The following is a 23,029-nucleotide window of genomic DNA, read 5'->3' as shown; positions in this document are numbered from 1 at the left end:
GCGCATTTCATGCCGCACCGCGCCCGGGACACGAGAGCTACTTGCGCACGCAGATCACGCGCACGACAGCGGCTTTCGCATCTGTGGACGTTCCGTTCGCCGCGACACCGTTCGCCTTCAGGAAATCGCGCACCGTCTCCGCGGAGACCATCACCGCCTGCGACGCCGGCACCGACGTCGCGGGGCCCGCAACCATCGCCGGCTTCAATAGTGCGATGCCGGCGAACTTGCCGTCGCCGTCGATGGCGGGGCTGCCGGAGAAGCCGACAGACGGTGGCGGTGAGAGTGGGGAATCGCCACCACCGACGGATGCCAGCGTAGCCTTGAGGCTCGACACACCCGCGGCTCCGCCCTGGCTCTGCGGATCCGCGATACCGATGACATCGACACTCGTCTTCGCTGCGCCGGCCGCGAGGTTGAGGGGCTTCAGGCCGCGGGCGCCGTAAATATGCAGCAGCGCGAGGTCGTGTTCCCGGTCCTCGGCGAGACGGTCGGCGCTGCCATAGCCGGCGATCGTGATCGCGAGGCAGCTATCAGTGACGAGGCGGTCCGTGAGGATCGCGCCATCGTCGCTGACGACAATGCCGGTGCCATATTCGACGGTCTTGCGTGGCGGCGGCCCCGCCTGTGGCCCCGACGGAAACGCGTTGAAGGCGCTCGACATCGCGATCACGACCGGCTCGACCGTGTTCTCGGTCGCCTGATCGTAGAGGATCGTCATGATGCGGACCTCGTCACCCCTGGAGGTGCCGCGCAAATAGAATTTCTTCAGGCCCTGCAGACCCGACAGCACGAAGAAGTCGGGCTTTACCACGGTGTAGTCGACCTTGCGACCCGGCTCTTTCTTCTCCGCTTCGGCAAGCTTGGCTGTGGTCGGGTTCGCCTCCTTGCGGCGGCTGAGCAGAACCTGCACCGTGCCAGTGGGCGAGGTCCATTTCGAGCCGTTGGCGTCGGTCGCCTGCTGCGGCACCAGCTTTGAGGGAATGCCGAGCCGCGCGCCGCTGGTCATTTCCGTCACGATCTTCCAGCCGACGCTGTCCTGTTTGCGGCGCGCGGTCTCGGCGAGCGCTGCGCGTTCCTGCGGATTGAGCACGCCGGTCGCCTTGCCGCCCTTGGCCTTCTGATACTCCTTGATGGCCTCGACCAGGCGCGCGCTGACGTCGCCGGTGATGGCGCCGTTATACTGGCCGACCCAGGCGAGGTCGGACTGCAGCGACAGCCGCTCCGCCTGCGCCATGGCATCGGCCGTCGCAGCCGGCGTCTGCAATGCAGGAGGCCGGATCGGAACGGTCTGGACCGGCTTCGGCTTGGTGCCGGGAAGCTGCGGTGTCGTCATCTGGGCGTTCGCGCCTGTCGCAGCCGCAAACATCAGTGTTGCCGCAAGCATCGATCTCATGACAAATCCAGCCCGCCCATTGAACGCAATGCCATTGAAGCACATCTCGTTGGTCGCGAACAATGTTGCGGTGGTTCAGACCGGCAGGAGAGGTCTAGCTCCTCATCCTGAGGAGCCGCGTAAGCGGCGTCTCGAAGGATGAAGGCCGTGCAGCCGCAGCGGGGCCTGCATGGTTCGAGACGGCGCTTCGCGCCTCCTCACCATGAGGAGAGGATCTGGAAGGATAACGATGCTGAGCCCGGACGAACTCGAACGTTATGCCCGCCATATCGTGCTGCGCGATGTCGGTGGCCCCGGCCAGGCTGCGCTGAAGCGGGCCTCCGTGCTGGTGATCGGCGCCGGCGGGCTCGGTGCGCCCGCTTTGATGTATCTGGCGGCCGCCGGCATCGGTACGCTCGGCGTGGTCGATGACGACGTGGTGTCGCTGTCGAACCTCCAGCGCCAGGTCATTCACACCACGCCCGATATCGGCCGGCACAAGGTCGAGAGCGCGGCCGAACGGATCTCGGCGCTCAACCCGCATGTCCGCTTCGTCGGTCACGCCACCTGGCTCAATGCCCACAATGCGCTGTCGCTGATCGGGGACTATGACCTCGTGCTCGACGGCTCCGACAATTTCTCGACCCGCTATCTGGCCTCGGACGCCTGCTTCTTCGCCAAGAGGCCGCTGATCACGGCGGCGCTCGGCACCTTCGATGGCTCGCTGACCACCATCCGCGCGCATGAGACAAACGAGCAGGGCGAATTCAATCCGACCTATCGCTGCCTATTCCCGGAAGCGCCGCCGGCCGGGACCGTGCCGGCGTGCGCGGAAGCCGGCGTCATGGGCGCGCTCGCGGGCGTGATGGGCTCGATGATGGCGCTGGAGGCGATCCGCGAGATCGTCGGCTTTGGCGACGGCCTCGTCGGCCGCCTCCTGATGATCGATGCGCGCGCGATGCGCTTCGAGACGCTGCGTTACGCGCGCGATCCCGCCAATCCGCTCAATGGCGATGGGCCTGTGATCACCGATCTCAGCGCCCATCGCACTTGATTGCAGACGTTATGCTGTGGCCGGCTTCTCGCTGTCGAGATGCGCCATCTGCTCGGCGGCGTAACGCGTGCCGGCAGCGACATCGGGCGGGAAGGCCGTTGCCAGCACGGCGAGATGAGCCGGCGTCAGCGTGACCTTGGCCGCGCCGAGTGCTTCGGTGAGGCGGTTGCGGGTGCGGGCGCCGACCAGCGGCACGATCTGCTTGCCTTGCGCCGCCACCCAGGCGATCGCGACCTGTGCCGGCGTCGCGCCAATCTCAGCGGAGATGGCGCGCAGCTGCTCCACCAATGCGAGATTGGCATCGAGATTCGATCCCTGGAAGCGCGGCGTCATCAGCCGGTAGTCCTTGCCTGTCTTGCCGGAGTCCTTCGACCAATGGCCGCTGATGAGGCCGCGCGCCAACACGCCGTAAGCCGTGATGCCGATGCCGAGCTCGCGGCAGGTCGTCAGGATGTCGCGTTCGATGCCACGCTCGATCAGCGAATATTCGATCTGAAGATCGGCGATCGGGTGCACGGCATGCGCGCGGCGGATGGTGGCGGAGCCGACCTCGGACAGGCCGATATGTTTGATGTAGCCGGCCTTCACGAGATCGGCGATGCCGCCGATGGTCTCCTCGATCGGAATGTTGGGATCGAGCCGCGCCGGACGGTAGACGTCGATGTAGTCGGTGCCGAGCCGCTGCAGCGAATAGGCGAGGAAGTTCCTCGTTGCGGCCGGCCTCGTGTCCATGCCGGTGAATTCGCCAGCAGGACCGCGCAGCGCACCGAACTTGACACTGATCTGCACCTTGTCGCGCGGCACCTCCTTGAGCGCTTCGCGCACCAGCATTTCATTGTGGCCCATGGCGTAGAAATCGCCGGTGTCGACCAGGGTGATGCCGGCATCCAGTGCGGCGTGGATCGTGGCGATGCTCTCGCCGCGATCGGCGGGGCCGTAGACCTCGGACATGCCCATGCACCCGAGACCGAGAGCGGAGACGGTGGAACCGGTCGAACCGAGTTTGCGCTGTTCCATGATGGCTCTCCTCGAAAGGCGCTGACTGCGCCGCGTGACGAGGCCTGATATGCGCTTGATCGATTGCGCCGATAAGCTGGACAATCGAGAATGGCTTGTTCACATTAACGAACAATGGCTGAGCCCGACCTGCGTGATCTCGACGTCTTCATGGCGGTCGCCCGCACCCGCAATTTCCGGCGCGCGGCGATCGATATTCGTGTGTCGGTGTCGAGCCTTAGCCAGCGATTGCGGGACCTGGAGGAGCGCCTCGGCGTCCGCCTGATGAACCGCACCACCCGCAGCGTCGCCCTGACCGAGGCGGGCGAGCTGCTGCTGTCGCGCGTGGCTCCGGCGCTGCGCGATGTCGGCGACGCCCTCGATCAGGTCCGCGGCCTGCGCGAGATGGCCTCGGGCCGGCTGCGCATCAACGCGCCGCCGCCCGCGGTCGATCTCGTGCTGGCCCCCATGATCGGGCCGTTCCTCAAGGCCTATCCGCAGGTCGACCTCGACATCGTCTCCGAGAGCGGGTTCGTCGATATCGTCAGCGCGGGCTTCGATGCCGGCGTGCGTTATGGCGAGCATCTCGCGCAGGACATGGTCGCGATCTCGCTCAGCGGCCCGCAGAGCTATGTCGTGGTCGCTTCGCCCGATTACCTCGCGCGCCGCGGCAAGCCGGAGCATCCGAAGGATCTGCTCGACCATGATTGCATCCGTGCCCGCTACTCCAGCGGTGTCATGCACGATTGGGAGTTCGAGAAGGCCGGCCAGCTCGTGAAGGTCGATCCGCCGGCAAAGCTGATCTCGACCAACATGGGCCTTTCCATGCGCGCCGCGCTCGACGGCGCCGGCATCTGGGCGACGCTTGATGGTTATGTCGGCGAAGCCCTGAAGTCCGGCGCGCTCGTCAGTCTGATTCAGGATTGGTGCGAGCCGTTTCCCGGGCCGTTCCTGTACTATCCAAGCCGGCGACAAACGCCGCCGGCGCTGCGGGCCTTTATCGATTTCGTTGCCGACTGGCGCAAGCGCGAAACACGCAGCAAATAGACGTCAGAGCATGCTCGGCAGCACGCGGTCCGGCGGCTTGTGGGCGTCGAGGAAGGTGCGGATGTTGATGATCACCTTCTCGCCCATCTCGACCCGGCCCTCGATCGTGGCCGAGCCCATATGCGGCAGCAACGTCACCTTGCCGGCCTTGGCGAGCCGCACCAGCTTCGGATTCACCGCGGGCTCGTGCTCGTAGACATCGAGGCCGGCGCCGCCGATCTCGCCGCCTTCGATCAGCTTGATCAGGGTGTCCTCGTCGGTGACCCCGCCGCGCGCGGTGTTGACGATGTAGGCGTCCTTGCGAATAAGCTTCAGCCGGCGCGCCGACAGCAGATGGTAGGTCGCCGGCGTGTGCGGACAGTTCACCGAGATGATGTCCATCCGTGCCAGCATCTGGTCGAGGCTTTCCCAATAGGTCGCGCCCAGCTCTTCGGCGATCTTCGGCGCCACCGGCCGACGATTGTGGTAGTGGATCTGCAAGCCGAAGGCGCGGGCGCGGCGTGCGACCGCCTGGCCGATCCGGCCCATGCCGATGATGCCGAGGCGCTTTCCGCCGATGCGATGACCGAGCATCCAGGTCGGCGACCAGCCCGGCCATGGTTTTCCTTCCGTCAGAATCGAGGCGCCTTCGATCATCCGCCTGGGCACGGCGAGGATCAGCGCCATGGTCATGTCGGCGGTGTCTTCGGTCAGAACTTTCGGCGTGTTGGTGACGGTGATGCCGCGGGCATGCGCGGCCTCGACATCGATGTTGTCGACGCCGTTGCCGAAATTCGCGATCAGTTTCAACCTGCAGTCGGGCTGGTTGACGATGTCGGCGGAGATGTGATCGGTCACGGTTGGGACCAGCACGTCGGCGGTACGGGCGGCTTCCGCGATCTGCTCGGGCGACATCGGCGTGTCGTCGAGATTGATCCGCGCGTCGAACAGCTCGCGCATCCGGGTCTCGATCGAGTCCGGAAGCTTGCGCGTCACCACGACGAGGGGCTTTTTCTTCACCGACATGTCCTGCCCTCATGAGGCGTTGCGAGCCGCCTCTGTCGCCAAAGGCCGGCCGTTGAGGCCTCATTAACCCGGTTGTTCGACACTGCGCTTGCCGTGTCGTCCCCGGCGTTTCCTTCAAGCTCTCCCGACATTTCCGGCCGGAAAATCGGGACAAACCGGTTGTTCAGATGTCCGTCCTCTCTAGCAGAAGGCGGGGCCAAGACAAGAACCACGGGTAAAGGGCTCGGGAACACCCGCGTGGGGCGGGGTCAGGGGCGACAGCGGCCTGGTTTGGGAATTTAGGGGCGAGGGATCGGCTCGGCCGGACCTTCGACAGGAGACGGGTTGATGGCGTTGGGGCGTTTTTGTTCGGTGATGGCGCTCGTTTGCACCTGGTTGAGCGCTTCGGTCAGTCCCGGGCATTCGGCAAAGGACAACACCCCTCAGACGGCCTCGGGCCTCCCGGTGCCGCGCTACGTCAGCCTGAAATCGGATCACGTCAACGTCCGCGCCGGCCCGACCAAGGACAACGACGTCGCCTGGGTCTACACCCGTTCCGGCCTGCCGGTCGAAATCACCGCCGAGTTCGAGAACTGGCGCCGGGTCCGCGATTCCGAGGGCGCCGAGGGTTGGGTCTATCACTCGCTGCTGTCGGGCCGCCGTACCGCTGTCGTCACCATGAAGCACAAGGACGAGCTCGCGCCGATCTACGACCGCGCCGATCCCGAGAGCGCGGTTGCGGCCAGGCTCCAGGCCGGTGTCGTCACCCAGGTGAAGAAGTGCACTGCAAACTGGTGCCGCGTCAGCGGTAACGGCTTTGACGGCTGGATCCAGCAGGAGCGCCTCTGGGGCGTCTACTCGGACGAGCAGGTGAACTGATCTGGGCGGGAGCGGAGCTGTTGCTCCACCGTCATGCCCGGGCATCCACGCATTTTTTGACGCCTGACCGAATAACGTGGATAGCCGGGACAAGCCCGGCCATGACGATCAAATCAGCAGTTCAGGATAGATCTCAGCGCTTCTTGCGCAACCGTACGACCATGTCGATGCGGGCGATCTCGTAACCCGCGGGCACCTCAGGCATCTTGGACAGCGCCAGATGCGGATCCTCGATGTCGACCAGCTCATGGCTGTTCTCGAGGTAGTAGTGATGGTGGGTCGTGACGTTGGTGTCGAAATAGGTCTTGGTGCCGTCGACGCTGACCTGACGCAGCAGACCGGCATCGGTGAGCTGGTTCAGCGTGTTGTAGACGGTCGCGAGCGAGACCGGCACCTTGGCCAGCGTCGCTTCCTCGTAAAGCATTTCAGCCGTGAGGTGACGTGCACCCTTGCCGAACAGGAGCCAGCCGAGCGCCATGCGCTGGCGCGTGGGGCGAAGCCCTGCGGACTGGAGCATTTCGTTGACGTCGTGCCACGGGCAGCCGGTCAACGCCGGCTGGCGGCCGGACATAAGAGCCGCCGCATGGGCCTCTTCGTCGCGATGGGGCGCGTTATTTTCGTTCATTTCCAGCTTCGGGCACGCGTGAACACTGTCGTTGCCCAACATATATGGAGAGATAGATGCAGATGCAAGTTTCTCGCAACTAGAGTGGTTCTAATCAGGCAGGGAACCGGGGTGGCGGCCCGTCATTTTACCTTCATGAGAGCGCTTTGCTACCCGAAATGGCCTGTGTTAGAGAGCCCGCGGTTCCGCTTAACCCATTTTGGCGCGACCCGGCATTGAGGGCCGCTCGCTATCCATCCAGGGTCCTTCGGTATTCTCGCTGACAATGGCAACAGATGTCGCCTTTCGAACAGGATGGGGCCCATTTTCGCCGGAAACGCCGCTCAATCGGGGTTTGAACACAAAGGCTTCCGCATGCTGAACAGGCGCAACGGTTACGAATATGAAGATCTGCTGGCATGTGCCCGCGGCGAGATGTTCGGCCCTGGCAATGCGCAATTGCCGCTGCCGCCGATGCTGATGTTCGACCGCATCACGGACATCAGCGAGACCGGCGGCGAATTCGGCAAGGGGGTGGTGCGCGCCGAGCTCGACGTGAAGCCCGACCTCTGGTTCTTCGGCTGCCACTTCAAGAACGATCCGGTGATGCCCGGCTGCCTCGGGCTCGATGCGCTGTGGCAAATGGTCGGCTTTTATCTGGGCTGGAGCGGCGGTGAAGGTCGTGGTCGCGCGCTTGGCCTGAACGAGCTGAAGTTCAGCGGCCAGGTGCTGCCGGAGGCCCGCAAGGTTGTGTACAACATCGATATCAAGCGCGTGATGCGTTCAAAGCTGGTGCTCGGTATCGCCGACGGATGGCTTTCGGTGGATGACCAGATTATCTATCGCGCAAAGGATTTGAAGGTCGGCCTGTTCAAGCAGGGCACGAGCCTGGGCTGAGCGCATCACCACGAAGACAACGATTGAGGCGAGGCTGTCATGAGGCGGGTTGTGGTCACCGGGATGGGCATTGTCTCCTCCATCGGAAACAACACCCAGGAAGTGCTTGCGAGCCTTCACGAGGCGAAGTCGGGCATTTCGCGGGCTGAGAAATATGCCGAGCTCGGCTTCCGCTCCCAGGTGCAGGGTGCGCCAACGCTCGATCCTTCGACGGTAGTCGACCGCCGCGCCATGCGTTTCCTCGGTCAGGGCGCGGCGTGGAATCACGTCGCGATGGAACAGGCGATCCAGGATTCCGGTCTTTCGCCCGACGAAATTTCCAATATTCGCACCGGCATCATCATGGGCTCCGGCGGTCCGTCGGCGCGCACCATCGTCGAAGCCGCCGACATCACCCGCACCAAGGGACCGAAGCGTGTCGGGCCGTTTGCAGTGCCGAAGGCGATGTCCTCCACGGCCTCCGCAACGCTTGCGACCTGGTTCAAGATCAAGGGCGTGAACTATTCGATCTCGTCGGCCTGCGCGACGTCGAACCATTGCGTCGGCAATGCCTATGAAACGATCCAGATCGGCAAGCAGGACGTCATCTTCGCCGGCGGCTGCGAGGAGCTGGACTGGTCGCTGTCGGTGCTGTTCGACGCCATGGGCGCGATGTCCTCGAAGTACAACGACACGCCTGCGACGGCCTCCCGTCCCTACGACGTCAACCGCGACGGCTTCGTGATTGCCGGCGGCGCCGGCGTGCTGGTGCTGGAAGAGCTCGAGCATGCCAAGGCGCGGGGCGCACGCATTTACGGCGAGATCGTCGGCTATGGCGCGACGTCCGACGGCTACGACATGGTCGCACCATCAGGTGAGGGCGCCGAGCGCTGCATGCGCATGGCGATGTCGACCGTGAAGACCAAGGTCGACTACATCAATCCGCACGCGACATCGACCCCGGCCGGCGATCCGCCGGAGATCGACGCACTCCGCAGGGTGTTCGGAAGCGGCGAGAAGTGCCCGCCGATCTCGGCGACCAAGGCGCTGACCGGTCACTCCCTGGGCGCAACCGGCGTGCAGGAAGCGATCTATTCGCTGCTGATGATGAACAATGGTTTCATCTGCGAGAGCGCCCACATCCAGGAGCTCGACCCCGTGTTCGCCGACATGCCGATCGTGCGCAAGCGAATCGACAACGTCAAAATCGGCACCGTGCTGTCGAACTCCTTCGGCTTCGGCGGCACCAACGCCACGCTGGTGTTCAGCCGGCTGGATGCGTAATTTTGGCACGCTGTCATGCCCCGCGAAGGCGGGCATCCAGCACGCCGCAACTTCTCGATTTGCAGTAATCGCCTCGAAATACTGGATCGCCTGCCCCAGTGCGCAAGTGCGCGCAAGGCGGGCGATGACGCCGGAATAATGGGAGCTATCAGGCAATGGAAGGCTTAATGAAAGGCAAGCGCGGTCTGATCATGGGCATCGCCAATGATCATTCGATCGCCTGGGGCATGGCGAAGACGCTGCATGCCCACGGCGCCGAGCTTGCCTTCACCTTCCAGGGCGAGGCGCTGGGCAAGCGTGTTAAGCCGCTGGCGGAGCAGCTTGGCGTCGACATGGTGCTGCCCTGCGACGTCGAGGACATCACCAGCGTCGACGCCACATTCACGGCCTTGCGCGAAAAGTGGGGCCGGCTGGATTTCGTGATCCACGCGATCGGCTTCGCCGACAAGAACGAGCTCAAGGGTCGCTACGCCGACACCAGCCGCGAGAATTTTTCGCGCACCATGGTGATCTCCTGCTTCTCCTTCACGGAAGTGGCAAAACGCGCCGCCGAGCTGATGACGGAGGGCGGCAGCATGATCACGCTGACCTTCGGCGCCTCGGAACGCGCGATGCCGAACTACAACGTGATGGGCGTGGCCAAGGCGGCGCTGGAAGCCTCGGTGCGCTATCTCGCCTCGGATTTCGGACCGCGCGGCATCCGCGTCAACGCGATCTCCGCCGGCCCGATCCGCACGCTCGCCGGCTCCGGCATCGGCGAGGCGCGCGCCATGTTCGCCTTCATGCAAAAACATTCGCCGCTCCGCCGGGGCGTGACGCTCGACGAGCTCGGCGGCTCGGCGCTGTATCTGTTGTCGGATCTCTCCGGCGGCGTGACCGGCGAGATCCACTATGTCGATTCCGGCTACAACACCGTCCTGATGCCGCGGCCGGACGATTTGAAGGCGCAGGATTAGCTCTCGTAGAGTGGGCAAAGGCGCGCAAGCGACGTGCCCACGATTTCTCAATAATCGAGACCAGTTCCTGCTGCGAAGGACGTGTCGATCAGCGCGCGTCGCTGTTGCGCGCCGCTCGTTGAACCCCGATCAGCAGCGGCAGCGTCTTGTCGAGGCTTTCCGTCAGCATGGCACGCACGTCGTCGCGCAGTGCGGGATTGTCGGCGGCATCTTCAGGGCGGGTTGGAAACGATTCTGCGGGTAGTTCGCGATAGGGGCCGCCGATTTGCACGCCCAAGAGCCTCTGCACCATAAGGGAATGATGCGTGTTGATCAGCGCAGAACTCTGTCTGACAACGGAGAAGTCGCGCCCATCGAAGATGCGGACAAACGCCAGGGCGTAGAGATAGATGCGACGCCCGAGCACCACATCATGGTTGAGGATGCCGAAGCCGCGGACCGTATAGTTGGATGATCCGAAAGGGCTGATTGAATTGAGGATCTGGATGTAGTGCCGGCAATTCGTTCCTTTCACGACGTCGCGCATGTATTGGGCCAGCTCCGCATTGAGATCGCGGAACAACCTGTCCTTCAATGTGTCCTTGGACTCATCGCGGGGAGGAAATTTCGCCGGGTTGTAGGGGATTCTCAGAACGGACACGCCGGCAGGGATCGTGGCGCGAATCCGCGCGAAGATCAGATCATTGAGTCCCCAGCCCGGGATCGGGACGACCGTCTTCTTGTGCTGAAATACGGTCAGGCCGGTCGTCAGCACGGTGAACTCATCGCCGGTGGTGACGACGACACCGAAGTCGCACGGGCCGCCGACCACGGGAGCGGGTTTGCCCGTCGCTTCACGCCGCGTGGTCGTCTTGTTGTTGCTTTGCTTGACGGCTGATCCTGCCGTTTCCGCCCCTGGTGGTACCAATTTGGTCTGCGCCCAAGCAGATGTCGAAAAGCACCACGCGACGGCCGCAAGGACGACGAGCCGGGCCAAAACGTCAAATGCAGCCCAGCCGCAGGAAGCTGACGAGCGATAGTCTTTGTCGCGTCCCCTCGGCAAAGGCGCTTACTCGCCCTTGATATACGCGGGTAGATACCTGTCCAGCTGGGCCGTGAGCAGACTGCGTGTGCTGTCACGCAGCAATGCACTGCTGGTCACCTGTTCAGGGGTCTTGGGAAATTCGAGATTGTTGAGGATTTGCATATTGTCGTTCTTGTTGGAGAAACTCGAAGCAATCACATCGCCGAAGCTGCGGGTAGGCGCCCGATGGATGTCGAAAGTCCGTCCGTCAAAAACGTTTATGCGGAAATAGGAAACCACGACGCCGCGCCCGGAAGGGCTCGCCCAATTCTTGTAGACCCCGAGGCCCTCGATTGATTGATTGGTGCCATCCACCGAAACGCGGGCTTTCGTGGCTACGACGTAGCGTTCGCAATTTGCAGCTCCGGCGATCTGCCGCACCAGCGCCGTCAGGTCGTCGCGGTCATTGCGGAACAGTTTCGCTTCCGGATGATAGTACGGCCTAAAGGCTCCGCTTGCGTAAGCGACCTTTCGGACAGCCGTGCCGGGAGCCGTGGCGCGAACCCTCGCGACGAACAGATCATCGATACCCCACGTCTCGATCGGCGCCTCCATATACTCGTTGCCGAACATCGTGAGGCCGACATGTTGCACCGAGAACTGGTCTCCGATCGCGGAAATGACGCCGATCTGACAGGGGCCGCTCTCCGCCGCAACTGGCTGTTGTGCAGCCGGTTTGGCCTTCGGCGCCGTTCTTGACTGCCTTCTTGGCTGGCGCCGCCGTCTGAGCGGGAGGCGCGGTGGTTGCGGGAGGGGTTTGCGCGGCTGCCGTAGTGAGCAGGGACAGCAACGCGATCAGCGAGACAGCAATTCGAAGCATCGATTCCGGGAGATCAGGGGACAGGAGGACGGCGGATACGCCACAGTAAATTGGAACCGTGACAACCGCAAGCTGCACCAGGCGACCACTGCCTATCCGGCGGGTCGCTGCCGCCGCCACCGATAATACTTCATCATGAACCCGTTCGACGGCTCGACCTCTTCTTTCTCGAACACAAAGCCCTCGCGCTCGTACCAGCGCCAGGCTTTTTCGTTCTCGCGGATGCAGCGCAGAGACATCTCGTCGGGCATTTGTGTGCGCGTGAAGCCAAGCAATTGGCGGCCGAGCGATTGGCCCTGATAGGCGGGCGCGACGAACAGCATGTCGAGATAGAGTTTTGGCAAATGCAGCGCCAGCATTGCGGCGATCGTGCCGTTGTCGTCGGCGACGAACAGGCTCCAGCCGTCCTCGATCTCGCGCCGGATGCGTGCGCGCAGGTTGGCCAGCAGGAAGTCGCTCGTCTCGCCGAGGCCGGTCGAGACCCAGCTCTCCATCCAGACACGGCCGATCTCGTCGTATTCGTCCGCGCGGGCCGGGCGGATGAGGGGATGCGACATCGAGGCCTCAGGTCGGCTTGCTGCGCACGGATGGGCGTGCGCGTACCTTGCCCGCCGACAGGCACACCACCTCGGAGATTTGCAGCAGTTGCCGCGCCAGCGGGCTGGTCTTGCGCCAGACCATGCCGATGGTGCGTGACGGCTGCGGGTCGCGGAAGCGCGCGAGCGAGACCGAGGCCGATCGCGTCTCAACTGACACCGCCATCTCGGGGATCAACGTGACGCCGATGCCGGCGCTGACCATCTGGACCAGCGTCGATAGCGAATTGGCATCCAGCATCTCGCGTGGCGGCGCCGATTGCATGTTGCAGAATGACAGCGCCTGATCGCGGAAGCAGTGCCCCTCTTCGAGCAACAGCAGCCGCATCTCGCGCATCATCTCCCGCGACGGTGCCGGCGTTCCCTCATCCGCACTCGGCCGCACCAGCAGGAATTTTTCCTCGAACAGGGCGACCTCGGTGAGCGAGGGCTCGGACACCGGCAGCGCCACGATGGCGGTATCGAGCCGACCCTCCACCAGTTCCTGGATCAGCCGCGGCGTCATCGTCTCGCGGACGCGGATATCGAGCTCCGGATGCATGCGCGTCAGATTCTTGGTGATCGTCGGCAGCAGATAGGGCGCGATCGTCGGAATCATGCCGATGCGCAGCCGTCCGGAGAACCGGTCCTGCGAGGCGCGGGCGAAATCGCCGAGCTCGTCGACCGAGCGCAAGATGTCGCGGACGCGCTGCGCGAGCTCCTCGCCAAATCGGGTCAGCGCCACCTGCCGGGCGCTGCGCTCCAGCAGCAGACCGCCGAGCGCCTCCTCAAGTTCCTTGATTTGCATCGACAGGGCAGGCTGCGAGATCGAGCAAGACTCAGCCGCGCGCCCGAAATGACTGTGACGCGCCAGGGCGTCGAAATAACGGAGCTGGCGCAGCGTGAGGTTTAGCATCAGAAAATCTTATCGCTGCGATCATTAAAGTCAACTTCCCCTGATCGAACGTGAAGCTTAGAGTGCCTCTACCTGGTCAAAGGCGCGAGTTCGACGCCACCAGAGGAGGTATTCATGGACGACACTTCAAAGTGCCCGTTTTCGGGTGGAAAACGTGTGCCGGCGAACCGCGATTGGTGGCCAACCCAGCTCAGCATCGAGATGCTGCACAAGAATTCTCCCAAGTCCGACCCGATGGACAAGGACTTCGACTACGCCAAGGAATTCAAGTCGCTCGACCTGAACGCGGTCATCAAGGACCTGACCGCTCTGATGACGGAATCGCAGGAATGGTGGCCCGCCGACTTCGGTCACTACGGCGGCCTCATGATCCGCATGGCCTGGCACAGCGCGGGCACCTACCGCACCACCGACGGTCGCGGTGGCGCCGGCGCCGGACAGCAGCGTTTCGCGCCGCTCAACAGCTGGCCCGATAACGCAAATCTCGACAAGGCACGCCGTCTGCTCTGGCCGATCAAGCAGAAATACGGCCGCAAGATTTCCTGGGCCGATCTGATGGTGCTGGCGGGCAACGTCGCGCTGGAGTCGATGGGCTTCAAGACCTTTGGCTTTGCCGGCGGCCGCGTCGACGTCTGGGAGCCGGAAGAGCTCTATTGGGGTCCCGAAGGCACGTGGCTGGGCGATGAGCGCTACAGCGGCGAACGCCAGCTCGCCGAGCCGCTCGGCGCGGTGCAGATGGGCCTCATCTACGTCAATCCGGAAGGCCCGAACGGCAAGCCGGATCCGATCGCCGCGGCCAAGGACATTCGCGAAACCTTCTTCCGTATGGCGATGAACGACGAGGAAACCGTCGCGCTGATCGCCGGCGGCCACACCTTCGGCAAGACGCACGGCGCCGGCGATCCGTCGCTGGTCGGACCGGAGCCGGAAGCGGGCGCGCTCGAAGATCAGGGCCTCGGCTGGAAGAGCAAGCACGCGTCGGGCATTGGCGGCGATTCCATCACCAGCGGTCTCGAGGTGACCTGGACCACGACGCCGACGAAGTGGAGCAACAACTTCTTCGAGAACCTGTTCAAGTACGAATGGGAGCTGACCAAGAGCCCCGGCGGTGCGCAGCAGTGGACGGCCAAGGGCGCCGAGGCGATCATTCCCGATGCCTTCGACAAGTCCAAGAAGCATCGGCCGACGATGCTGACGACCGACCTCTCGCTGCGTATGGATCCGGCCTATGAGAAGATCTCGCGCCGCTTCCTCGAGAATCCCGATCAGTTCGCGGACGCCTTCGCCCGTGCCTGGTTCAAGCTCACCCATCGCGACATGGGTCCGGTGGTGCGCTATCTCGGCCCCCTGGTGCCGAAGGAAACCCTGATCTGGCAGGATCCGATCCCTGCTGTGAATCACGAGCTGGCCAGCGAGCAGGATATCGCCTCGCTGAAGACCAAGATCCTGGCCTCGGGTCTGTCGGTCTCGGAGCTGGTCTCGACCGCCTGGGCGTCGGCCTCGACGTTCCGCGGCTCGGACAAGCGCGGCGGCGCCAACGGCGCGCGTATCCGCCTCGCCCCGCAGAAGGATTGGGAAGTGAACGAGCCGGCTCAGCTCTCGAAGGTCCTGGGCAAGCTCGAAGCGATCCAGAAGGACTTCAACGCGTCATCCGGTGCGAAGAAGGTCTCGCTGGCGGACCTCATCGTGCTCGGCGGCACCGCCGCGGTCGAGAAGGCCGCCAAGGATGCCGGCGTCGACGTCAAGGTCGGCTTCACGCCGGGCCGCATGGATGCCTCGCAGGAGCAGACCGACGCCGCTTCGTTTGCTCCGCTGGAGCCGCGGGCCGATGGCTTCCGCAACTTCATCGGCAAGCGGCAGCAGTTCATGATGCCCGAGGAGGCTCTGGTCGATCGTGCGCAGCTGCTCCGGCTTACCGGCCCGGAGATGACGGTGCTCGTCGGCGGTCTGCGCGTGCTCGGTGCCAATGCGAACGGTTCGAAGAACGGCGTCCTCACCTCGAAGGTGGGAACGCTGAGCAACGACTTCTTCGTCAACCTGCTCGACATGAGCACGCAGTGGACGCCGGCCGGCACCGACGGCACCTATGAGGCCCGCGACCGCAAGACCAACGCGGTCAAGTGGACCGGCACGCGCGTCGACCTGATCTTCGGCGCACACTCGCAGCTTCGCGCCTACGCAGAGGTCTATGCCACGTCGGATTCCAAGGAGCAGTTCGTCAAGGACTTCGCCAAGGCCTGGACCAAGGTGATGAACCTCGATCGCTACGACATCGCGGCCTGATTCCAAAGTTCGGCAAGCGACAAACAAAAAGGGCGGCCGCGAGGCCGCCCTTCGTGTTTCTGGCAGGTAGCGAGATTTACTCGCCGGCCGCTTCGCGCGCGGGCTGCTGGCTCTCGCCCTTGCCCTCGAGGTCTTCGCCGGTCTCCTGGTCGACCACCTTCATCGACAGGCGGGTCTTGCCGCGGTCGTCGAAGCCGAGCAGCTTGACCTTGACCTTGTCGCCTTCCTTGACGACGTCGGAGGTCTTCTGCACGCGCGCCGAGGCGAGCTGGCTGATGTGGACAAGGCCGTCCTTGGAGCCGAAGAAGTTCACGAAAGCGCCGAACTCCATCACCTTGACGACGGTGCCGTCATAGATCTGGCCGACTTCCGGATCGGAGGCGATCGACTTGATCCACTTGATCGCGGCCTTCATCGCCTCGCCGTCGCTGGAAGCGACCTTCACGGTGCCGTCGTCCTCGATGTTGACCTTGGCGCCGGTCTTCTCGACGATCTCGCGGATCACCTTGCCGCCGGTGCCGATCACTTCGCGGATCTTGTCGGTGGCGATCTTGAAGGTCTCGATGCGCGGCGCGTATTCGCCGAGCTCGGCGCGGGCGTTGGTGAGCGCCTTCGACATCTCGCCGAGGATGTAGATACGCCCATCCTTGGCCTGACCGAGCGCGACCTTCATGATCTCCTCGGTGATGCCCTCGATCTTGATGTCCATCTGGAGCGAGGTGATGCCCTGCTCGGTACCGGCGACCTTGAAGTCCATGTCGCCGAGATGGTCCTCGTCACCGAGGATGTCCGAGAGAACCGCGAAGCGCTTGTCTTCGAGGATCAGGCCCATTGCGATGCCCGCGGTCGGCCGCTTCAACGGCACGCCGGCGTCCATCAGCGCGAGCGAGGCGCCGCAGACCGATGCCATCGACGAGGAGCCGTTGGATTCGGTGATCTCCGACACCACGCGCGTGGTGTAGGGGAATTCGTGGTGCGGCGGCAGCACCGGGTGGATCGCACGCCAGGCGAGCTTGCCGTGGCCGATCTCGCGGCGCTTGGTACCGCCGAGGCGGCCGGTCTCACCGACCGAGTAGGGAGGGAAATTGTAGTGCAGCAGGAACGTCTCTTTGTACGTTCCCGACAGCGCGTCGATGTACTGCTCGTCCTCGCCGGTGCCGAGCGTGGTCACGACCAGCGCCTGGGTCTCGCCGCGGGTGAACAGCGCCGAACCGTGGGCGCGGGGCAGCACGCCGACTTCGGCGACGATGTTGCGCACGGTCTTGGAATCGCGGCCGTCGATGCGCTTGCCGGTGTCGAGAATGTTCCAGCGAACGATCTTGGCTTCGAGCTCCTTGAACACGCCGCCAATGCGCAGCTTGTCGTATTTCGGCTCTTGGCCTTCCGGGAAGTAGTGCGCGATCACCTTTTCCTTGACCTTGCCGACCGCGGCGTAGCGATCCTGCTTGACCGGAATGGCGTAGGCGGCGCGCAGTTCCTGCTCGACCATGCCGAGCATTTCCTTTTCGAGCGCCGAATTGTCGATCGTGGTGACCTCGCGCGGCTCCTTCGCGGCCTTTTCGGCGAGCTCGATGATCGCGTTGATCACCGGCTGGAAGTGGCGGTGACCGAACATCACGGCGCCGAGCATGATCTCTTCGTTCAGCTCCTTGGCTTCCGATTCCACCATCAGCACGGCGTCCGCAGTGCCGGCGACGACGAGGTCGAGCTGAGTGTCGACCATCTCGTCGAGCGTCGGGTTGAGGATGAACTCGTCATTGGCGAAGCCGACGCGCGCGGCGCCGATCGGGCCCTTGAAGGGAGCGCCCGACAGGGTCAGCGCAGCCGATGAGGCCACCAGCGCGACGATATCGGGATCGTTCTCCATATCGTGCGAGAGCACGGTCACGATCACCTGGGTCTCGTTGCGCCAGCCGTCGACGAACAGCGGACGGATCGGACGGTCGATCAGGCGGGAGACCAGCGTTTCCTTCTCGGTCGGACGACCCTCGCGCTTGAAATAGCCACCGGGAATGCGGCCGGCTGCGTAGGTCTTCTCCTGGTAGTCGACGGTCAGCGGCAGGAAGTCGACGCCTTCGCGCGGCGACTTCGCGGCTACGACGGTCGCGAGCACCACGGTCTCGCCGTAGGTCGCGACGACGGCACCGTCGGCCTGACGGGCGATCTTGCCGGTTTCGAGCTTGAGAGGGCGTCCACCCCAGTCGATCTCGACTGAATGCTTATTGAACATAGAGGTCTTCTTTCATGGGTTCTCGAAAGAAGGACGGGTCGAAAAACAAAAACCATGCGCAAGATTGCGGGACGTTGATCGAAGCGGGCGATCAGCGTCCTGCGATCCTGCCATGGTTTTTGGATTTCGGATGGCGTCCATCCCTTCGGGTCATACGGGCGCCTTGCCCGTTGTGCCCAGCCGCCGGATTGCTGCTGGACTGTCAGTCGGCACGAACGCGAACACCGAAGCGCGGTGTTCGCCCATCATGCCCGGATGCTCGCCGTCAACGGCTCGCATCCGACGCGCACGCAGCCTCGACGAAAAACCTTTAAACAAACGCTTTCGTTCGAAATCACGCGCGAAAACGCGCGCCGGTTGGCGCGCGCAAGAACTCTTAACGACGAATGTTGTGCTTCTCGAGCAGCGCCTTGTAGCGCGCCTCGTCCTTCTTCTTCACATAGTCGAGGAGCGAGCGGCGGGTCGAGACCAGCTTCAAGAGACCGCGACGCGAATGATTGTCCTTCACGTGGGTCTTGAAATGGTTGGTGAGGTTGGCGATGCGTTCCGACAGGATCGCGACCTGAACCTCTGGCGAGCCGGTATCACCGGCCTTGTTGGCATTCGTCTTGATGACTTCCGCTTTGCGTTCTGCGGCAATCGACATCGGTCAATTTCTCTCGTTGCGATCGGCGCTGGCAGTCAGGCCGGTCAGGTTGAACACACGCTTGGGGATGATTTCGCCATTGCCGACTTCGGCAAGCGCGAGAAGCCGGCCTGCCACCGTGACATAGACTGTGCCGCTACAAGTGGGCGCATCCCGTCCGCGCAACAAAACGGCTTGGCCCCGATGGAGCCTTGCCGCATCAGCCCGAGTGACGGCCAGTGCCGGGATGTCGTCCAGCGCGGTCTCAACGGGCATAAGCGCGTCGGCGAGGCTACCCTCGCCGGACGCGGCTCTATCGCACAAAGCCTCCAACTGATCCAGCGGAATCATGTCGTTCTCGCCAAATGGGCCGACCAGGGTCCGCCGCAGCGCGCAGATATGGCCGTAAGTGCCGAGAATCCTACCCATATCGCGGGCCAGCGCGCGGACATAGGTGCCCTTGCCGCACTCGGCCTCGAACACGGCGCGGTCGCTATCCGGTTGATCTACAAGGTTTAAACGGTGAATCTCGACCGGGCGCGGGGCCAGTTCCACGATCTCGCCGTCGCGGGCGAGGTCGTAGGCGCGCTCGCCCTGGACCTTGATCGCGGAATAGCGCGGCGGGATCTGCTGGATCACCCCGGTGAAACGGGGCAGCAGGGCCTCGATGGCCCCCCGAGTCGGGCGCTGGTCCGAGGTTGCGGTCGCCCGGCCCTCGATGTCGTCGGTGTCGCGCTCCTCGCCCCAGCACACCGTGAACCGGTAGCGCTTGCGGCCGTCCATGACGAAGGGGACGGTCTTGGTGGCCTCGCCGAGCGCGATCGGCAGGCCGCCGGAGGCCAGCGGATCTAGCGTGCCGGCATGGCCGGCGCGTTTGGCGTTGAACAGGCGCTTGAGCACGGCAACGGCCTGCGTCGAGGTCATGCCGATCGGCTTGTCGAGCACGACCCAGCCGTGGACGTCGCGACGGTCGCGGCGCGGCTGGTTGCCCTTCTGCTTGTTGGCGCGCGGATCGTTGTTGACGCGGCGCGGCTCTTGAGCGGGCTGAGAATTGCCGCTCATGTCCGCAAAATTATTCTTCTGCACGTCGAGCTGATCGGCCTCTTCGCCGCCGATCGTGCCGTGAGCCGGGTCCATCGTCATCGTTCTTCTTCCCGATCCGTATCCGGATCCTGTTCCAGGTCCTTCTGCACCGCGGGTGTTCGCAAAAGCTTCTCGATCCGTTCGGCTTCGTCGAATCGTTCGTCGACGCGGAAGCGAAGGTCAGGTGCAAATTTCAGGTTAACGCGCCGCGCGACCTCGCCGCGCAGGAATTTCTTGTTGCGCTCGAGCGCAGCGAGGACGATCTCGGTGTCGCGGCCACCGAGCGGCATCACGTAGACTGTTGCGAGCTTCAGGTCGGGCGACATCCGCACCTCCGGCACGGTGATGATGTGACCTTCGAGGTCAGCATCATGCACGCTGCCTTGCGCCAGAATCTCGGCTATCGCATGGCGAACCTGCTCGCCGACCCGCAACTGACGTTGCGAGCCGCCGGACGCGGAACTCTTTTTTTGATGATGGCGGGGCATGGTCTGAAAATCACCTCGTCATGCCCGCTTTTGGGACACAGGCATTGTCATTTGTCTTGCTGAAACGAAGAGGGGTGGATGGCCGGAAAAAATCCGGCCATCGTACTCCCGCAATTCAGTTCAAAAAAGATCCAGGCGCTTCGGTAAGATTTGGACTTACAGGGAGCGCTGGATCGTCTCCACGCGGTAACACTCGATGACGTCACCGGCGCGCATGTCGTGATAGTTCTCGAAGGCCATGCCGCATTCCTGACCGGACTGGACTTCCTTCACTTCGTCCTTGAAGCGCTTCAGCGTCGACAGCTTGCCTTCGTGCACGACGACGTTGTCGCGGATCAGGCGCACGTTGGCGCCGCGTTCCACGGTGCCGTCGGTGACGCGGCAGCCGGCGACCTTGCCGACCTTGGAGATGTTGAAGATCTCCAGGATCGCGGCATTGCCGAGCATTGTTTCCCGCAGGGTCGGCGCGAGCAGGCCGCTCATGGCCTTCTTCACGTCGTCCACGAGGTCGTAGATGATGTTGTAGTAGCGGATCTCGATGCCGTTGCGCTTGGCGGCCGCAGCGGCCTCCTTGTTCGCACGAACCGAGAAGCCGATGATCGCGGCGTTGAAGCCCTCCGCGAGCGTCACGTCCGATTCCGAGATGCCGCCGACACCCGCATGCAGGATGCGCGCGGCGACTTCGTCGGTGCCGAGCTTCTCCAGCGAGCCGAGGATCGCTTCCAGCGAGCCCTGCACGTCGGCCTTGATGATCAGCGGGAATTCCTTGCGGCCCGCCGTCTTCAACTGCGACATCATCTGCTCGAGCGAGCCGCGCATGCCGGAGATCGAGGCAGCCGCGTTCTCGCGCTTCTGGTGCGCGCGGTAGCTGGTGACCTGGCGGGCGCGGGCTTCGTTCTCGACCACGGCGAGACGATCGCCGGCTTCCGGCGGACCGTTGAAGCCGAGCACCTCGACCGGCACGGATGGACCTGCCTCCTGCACCGTCTCGCCCTGATCCGAGATCAGCGCGCGGACGCGGCCCATTTCGGCGCCGGCGACGATGATGTCACCGACACGGAGCGTGCCGCGCTGGACCAGAACGGTCGCGACCGGACCGCGGCCACGATCGAGCTTGGCTTCGATCACGGTGCCTTCGGCCGGACGATCCGAATTGGTCTTGAGGTCGAGGATGTCGGCCTGGAGCGCGATCATCTCGAGCAGCTTGTCGAGATTCGTCTTGTTCTTCGCCGACACTTCGACATCGACGACTTCGCCGCCGAAGGATTCGACCTGCACCTCGTGCTGGAGCAGCTCGGTGCGCACGCGCTCGGGCTTGGCGTCGGGCTTGTCGATCTTGTTGATGGCAACAATGATCGGCACCCGCGCCGCCTTGGCGTGGTTGATGGCTTCGATCGTCTGCGGCATCACGCCGTCGTCGGCCGCAACCACCAGCACGACGATGTCGGTCACCTTGGCGCCGCGCGCGCGCATCGCGGTGAACGCGGCGTGGCCGGGCGTGTCGATGAAGGTGATCTTCTTGCCGCTTTCGGGCGACAGCACCTGATAGGCGCCGATATGCTGGGTGATGCCGCCGGCTTCGCCGGAGACCACGTTGGCATGACGGAGCGCATCGAGCAGCGAGGTCTTGCCGTGGTCGACGTGACCCATCACCGTCACCACCGGCGAGCGCGGCTCGGTGTCGGTCGAATCGTCGATGGCGTCGAACAGGCCTTCTTCAACGTCGGACGCGGCAACGCGCTTGACGGTGTGACCAAGCTCCTCGGCGATCAGCTGCGCAGTGTCGGCATCGATCACGTCGGTGATCTTGTGGATCGCGCCCTGCTTCATCAGCATGCGGATGATTTCCACCGCGCGCTCCGACATGCGGTTGGCGAGCTCCTGGATGGTGATCGCTTCCGGAATGACCACCTCGCGGATGAGCTTTTCCTTCGGCTCGTTCGCGGCATGGCCCTTCAGGCGCTGGGTGCGGCGGCGGAACGAGGCGATCGAGCGCTCGCGGACGTCGTCGGCATTGAAGGCGGTGACGACCGTCAGGCGGCCGCGCTCCTTCTGCGGGCCGGGCTTGTGGGTGGGCTTGGGAGCGACCACAGGCCGCGCAGCGCCGCCGGGGCCGCGACGGATCTGGCGCGGACCGTCGTCCTCGTCCGGTCCGGCTGCGACGGCGGGGGCGCGGCCCACCGGGCCTCCCGGCCGCTGCGTGGTCGTTCCGGGTCGCGCGGTCGTTGTTCCCGGGCGTGCCGTGGTGGTTGTGCCGGGTCGCGCCATCGGCGCTCCGGGCCGCGCTGCAGGAGCGGCCGAGGTCCCCGTTGCAGGGCGCGCCACAGATTGCGGCTGCTCGCCTTCGCCAAAACGCTTCTTGGCCTCGGTTTCGGCCTTCCGCTTGGCTTCCTCCTCGTGACGGTGACGCTCCTCCTCGGCCTTGCGGCGGGCTTCGGCGGCCTCACGATCAGCACGCTCGGCGCTTTCGCGGACCGCGCGGCGCTGGGCCTCTTCCTCGGCATGGCGGCGCTCTTCGACTTCGCGCACCTTGGCATCGGCCAGCGCGCTGGCGCGGGCGGAACGTTCGTCCTCGGTCAGCGTGCGCAGCACCACGCCGGAGCCGGCGTTGCGCGGCGGCGCGTGGCGTGCCGGGGCAGGCTTGGGCGCGGCGGCCGGCGCGGGCTTCGCCACTTCGGCCACCTGCGGTTCAGGGCTGCCGTCGACACGGCGCTTGCCACGCTTCTCGACCACGACCTGCTTGCTACGGCCATGACTGAAGCTCTGGCGCACGGTGCCCGTTTCGACGCGCGGCTTGAGCGATAGCGTCTTGCTCGGAACGCTCAGCTTCTTGTCGCCAGGGGTCTTGGTATCAACCATTAAGCAGTCCTAATCCTGATCTTGTTGTCTTG

Annotated in this window: 20 protein-coding genes; 7 read left to right on the top strand and 13 right to left on the bottom strand. The window is 64.0% G+C overall.

The genetic code is table 11. The annotated features are described in order from the left end of the window. Positions 1–37: 37 nt before the first annotated feature. A complete protein-coding gene (locus tag RX329_RS00330; RefSeq protein ID WP_085385575.1) occupies positions 38–1,396 on the bottom strand; it encodes a serine protease in 1,359 nt (452 codons plus the stop codon). A gap of 229 nt (positions 1,397–1,625) precedes the next feature. Between RX329_RS00330 and RX329_RS00325 the strand changes: the two genes are divergently transcribed. Further along, positions 1,626–2,429 (top strand): HesA/MoeB/ThiF family protein, encoded by an 804-nt coding sequence (locus RX329_RS00325; RefSeq protein ID WP_085362013.1) that lies wholly within the window; start codon positions 1,626–1,628, stop codon positions 2,427–2,429. Between the two features lie 9 nt (positions 2,430–2,438). Here RX329_RS00325 and RX329_RS00320 read toward each other — a convergent pair whose 3' ends face one another. Beyond that, entirely contained in the window at positions 2,439–3,446 is a 1,008-nt protein-coding gene (locus tag RX329_RS00320; protein ID WP_085362012.1) for an aldo/keto reductase, read from the bottom strand. Between the two features lie 114 nt (positions 3,447–3,560). Here RX329_RS00320 and RX329_RS00315 point away from each other — a divergent pair, with 114 nt between their 5' ends. Beyond that, entirely contained in the window at positions 3,561–4,472 is a 912-nt protein-coding gene (locus RX329_RS00315; protein WP_085362011.1) for a LysR family transcriptional regulator, read from the top strand. Between the two features lie 3 nt (positions 4,473–4,475). Here RX329_RS00315 and RX329_RS00310 read toward each other — a convergent pair whose 3' ends face one another. Next, the gene (locus tag RX329_RS00310) at positions 4,476–5,477 is read right to left on the bottom strand and encodes a 2-hydroxyacid dehydrogenase (RefSeq protein ID WP_018455785.1); all 1,002 of its coding nucleotides are present in this window, start codon (positions 5,475–5,477) and stop codon (positions 4,476–4,478) included. Between the two features lie 327 nt (positions 5,478–5,804). Here RX329_RS00310 and RX329_RS00305 point away from each other — a divergent pair, with 327 nt between their 5' ends. Next, positions 5,805–6,335, top strand: a complete 531-nt coding sequence (locus tag RX329_RS00305) for an SH3 domain-containing protein (protein ID WP_026233024.1) — start codon at positions 5,805–5,807, stop codon at positions 6,333–6,335. Between the two features lie 133 nt (positions 6,336–6,468). On the opposite strand, the gene irrA is transcribed toward RX329_RS00305, so the two are convergent. Then, entirely contained in the window at positions 6,469–6,960 is a 492-nt protein-coding gene (gene irrA / locus RX329_RS00300; protein ID WP_018455787.1) for an iron response transcriptional regulator IrrA, read from the bottom strand. A gap of 354 nt (positions 6,961–7,314) precedes the next feature. On the opposite strand from irrA, the gene fabA reads away from it, so the two are divergent. The 3 genes from fabA to fabI all read left to right on the top strand — a co-directional run bounded on the left by fabA (position 7,315) and on the right by fabI (position 10,055). Further along, positions 7,315–7,836 (top strand): bifunctional 3-hydroxydecanoyl-ACP dehydratase/trans-2-decenoyl-ACP isomerase, encoded by a 522-nt coding sequence (fabA, locus tag RX329_RS00295; protein ID WP_007603915.1) that lies wholly within the window; start codon positions 7,315–7,317, stop codon positions 7,834–7,836. Positions 7,837–7,875: 39 nt separating this feature from the next. Then, complete coding sequence (fabB, locus tag RX329_RS00290; protein ID WP_026233025.1) at positions 7,876–9,099, top strand: beta-ketoacyl-ACP synthase I; 1,224 nt, start codon at positions 7,876–7,878, stop codon at positions 9,097–9,099. Between the two features lie 155 nt (positions 9,100–9,254). Continuing rightward, the gene (gene fabI, locus RX329_RS00285) at positions 9,255–10,055 is read left to right on the top strand and encodes an enoyl-ACP reductase FabI (RefSeq protein ID WP_085349883.1); all 801 of its coding nucleotides are present in this window, start codon (positions 9,255–9,257) and stop codon (positions 10,053–10,055) included. 88 nt (positions 10,056–10,143) lie between these two features. Here fabI and RX329_RS00280 read toward each other — a convergent pair whose 3' ends face one another. The 4 genes from RX329_RS00280 to RX329_RS00265 all read right to left on the bottom strand — a co-directional run bounded on the left by RX329_RS00280 (position 10,144) and on the right by RX329_RS00265 (position 13,429). Beyond that, entirely contained in the window at positions 10,144–11,031 is an 888-nt protein-coding gene (locus RX329_RS00280) for a hypothetical protein (RefSeq protein ID WP_240550533.1), read from the bottom strand. A 72-nt stretch (positions 11,032–11,103) separates the two neighbouring features. Then, complete coding sequence (locus tag RX329_RS00275; protein WP_240543372.1) at positions 11,104–11,712, bottom strand: hypothetical protein; 609 nt, start codon at positions 11,710–11,712, stop codon at positions 11,104–11,106. A 318-nt stretch (positions 11,713–12,030) separates the two neighbouring features. After that, positions 12,031–12,495, bottom strand: coding sequence for a GNAT family N-acetyltransferase (locus tag RX329_RS00270; protein ID WP_085362009.1), 465 nt, complete (start codon positions 12,493–12,495; stop codon positions 12,031–12,033). Positions 12,496–12,502: 7 nt separating this feature from the next. Then, on the bottom strand, positions 12,503–13,429 hold the full coding sequence (locus RX329_RS00265; RefSeq protein WP_018455793.1) for a hydrogen peroxide-inducible genes activator: 927 nt from the start codon (positions 13,427–13,429) through the stop codon (positions 12,503–12,505). Positions 13,430–13,543: 114 nt separating this feature from the next. Between RX329_RS00265 and katG the strand changes: the two genes are divergently transcribed. Continuing rightward, positions 13,544–15,712: a catalase/peroxidase HPI gene (gene katG / locus RX329_RS00260; RefSeq protein ID WP_085362008.1), complete on the top strand. Its 2,169-nt coding sequence runs from the start codon at positions 13,544–13,546 to the stop codon at positions 15,710–15,712. 76 nt (positions 15,713–15,788) lie between these two features. On the opposite strand, the gene pnp is transcribed toward katG, so the two are convergent. The 5 genes from pnp to infB form a co-directional block, all read right to left on the bottom strand. After that, positions 15,789–17,942, bottom strand: a complete 2,154-nt coding sequence (pnp, locus tag RX329_RS00255) for a polyribonucleotide nucleotidyltransferase (protein WP_007603907.1) — start codon at positions 17,940–17,942, stop codon at positions 15,789–15,791. 376 nt (positions 17,943–18,318) lie between these two features. Next, on the bottom strand, positions 18,319–18,588 hold the full coding sequence (gene rpsO / locus RX329_RS00250; RefSeq protein WP_007598346.1) for a 30S ribosomal protein S15: 270 nt from the start codon (positions 18,586–18,588) through the stop codon (positions 18,319–18,321). A 3-nt stretch (positions 18,589–18,591) separates the two neighbouring features. Further along, positions 18,592–19,710, bottom strand: a complete 1,119-nt coding sequence (gene truB / locus RX329_RS00245) for a tRNA pseudouridine(55) synthase TruB (protein WP_085385550.1) — start codon at positions 19,708–19,710, stop codon at positions 18,592–18,594. Further along, positions 19,707–20,138 carry a 30S ribosome-binding factor RbfA gene (gene rbfA / locus RX329_RS00240; protein ID WP_026233028.1) on the bottom strand — a complete coding sequence of 144 codons (432 nt, stop codon included), beginning with the start codon at positions 20,136–20,138 and terminating at the stop codon, positions 19,707–19,709. Before rbfA ends, truB begins: the two co-directional genes overlap by 4 nt. A 156-nt stretch (positions 20,139–20,294) precedes the next feature. Next, the gene (gene infB, locus RX329_RS00235; RefSeq protein WP_085362007.1) at positions 20,295–22,997 is read right to left on the bottom strand and encodes a translation initiation factor IF-2; all 2,703 of its coding nucleotides are present in this window, start codon (positions 22,995–22,997) and stop codon (positions 20,295–20,297) included. Positions 22,998–23,029 lie beyond the last annotated feature (32 nt).

The organism is Bradyrhizobium sp. BWC-3-1 (assembly GCF_032917965.1).
Lineage (GTDB): Bacteria > Pseudomonadota > Alphaproteobacteria > Rhizobiales > Xanthobacteraceae > Bradyrhizobium > Bradyrhizobium canariense_D.
The sequence above is the reverse complement of the archived record's forward strand: the minus strand, read 5'-3'. Positions and strand labels throughout refer to the sequence as shown.

What these genes read in the sequence shown, in the direction of transcription:
- RX329_RS00330 (WP_085385575.1), bottom strand. Translation starts at nt 1,396, where the DNA reads ATGAGATCGATGCTTGCGGCAACACTGATGTTTGCGGCTGCGACAGGC.
- RX329_RS00325 (WP_085362013.1), top strand. Translation starts at nt 1,626, where the DNA reads ATGCTGAGCCCGGACGAACTCGAACGTTATGCCCGCCATATCGTGCTG.
- RX329_RS00320 (WP_085362012.1), bottom strand. Translation starts at nt 3,446, where the DNA reads ATGGAACAGCGCAAACTCGGTTCGACCGGTTCCACCGTCTCCGCTCTC.
- RX329_RS00315 (WP_085362011.1), top strand. Translation starts at nt 3,561, where the DNA reads ATGGCTGAGCCCGACCTGCGTGATCTCGACGTCTTCATGGCGGTCGCC.
- RX329_RS00310 (WP_018455785.1), bottom strand. Translation starts at nt 5,477, where the DNA reads ATGTCGGTGAAGAAAAAGCCCCTCGTCGTGGTGACGCGCAAGCTTCCG.
- RX329_RS00305 (WP_026233024.1), top strand. Translation starts at nt 5,805, where the DNA reads ATGGCGTTGGGGCGTTTTTGTTCGGTGATGGCGCTCGTTTGCACCTGG.
- irrA (WP_018455787.1), bottom strand. Translation starts at nt 6,960, where the DNA reads ATGAACGAAAATAACGCGCCCCATCGCGACGAAGAGGCCCATGCGGCG.
- fabA (WP_007603915.1), top strand. Translation starts at nt 7,315, where the DNA reads ATGCTGAACAGGCGCAACGGTTACGAATATGAAGATCTGCTGGCATGT.
- fabB (WP_026233025.1), top strand. Translation starts at nt 7,876, where the DNA reads ATGAGGCGGGTTGTGGTCACCGGGATGGGCATTGTCTCCTCCATCGGA.
- fabI (WP_085349883.1), top strand. Translation starts at nt 9,255, where the DNA reads ATGGAAGGCTTAATGAAAGGCAAGCGCGGTCTGATCATGGGCATCGCC.
- RX329_RS00270 (WP_085362009.1), bottom strand. Translation starts at nt 12,495, where the DNA reads ATGTCGCATCCCCTCATCCGCCCGGCCCGCGCGGACGAATACGACGAG.
- RX329_RS00265 (WP_018455793.1), bottom strand. Translation starts at nt 13,429, where the DNA reads ATGCTAAACCTCACGCTGCGCCAGCTCCGTTATTTCGACGCCCTGGCG.
- katG (WP_085362008.1), top strand. Translation starts at nt 13,544, where the DNA reads ATGGACGACACTTCAAAGTGCCCGTTTTCGGGTGGAAAACGTGTGCCG.
- pnp (WP_007603907.1), bottom strand. Translation starts at nt 17,942, where the DNA reads ATGTTCAATAAGCATTCAGTCGAGATCGACTGGGGTGGACGCCCTCTC.
- rpsO (WP_007598346.1), bottom strand. Translation starts at nt 18,588, where the DNA reads ATGTCGATTGCCGCAGAACGCAAAGCGGAAGTCATCAAGACGAATGCC.
- truB (WP_085385550.1), bottom strand. Translation starts at nt 19,710, where the DNA reads ATGACGATGGACCCGGCTCACGGCACGATCGGCGGCGAAGAGGCCGAT.
- rbfA (WP_026233028.1), bottom strand. Translation starts at nt 20,138, where the DNA reads ATGCCCCGCCATCATCAAAAAAAGAGTTCCGCGTCCGGCGGCTCGCAA.
- infB (WP_085362007.1), bottom strand. Translation starts at nt 22,997, where the DNA reads ATGGTTGATACCAAGACCCCTGGCGACAAGAAGCTGAGCGTTCCGAGC.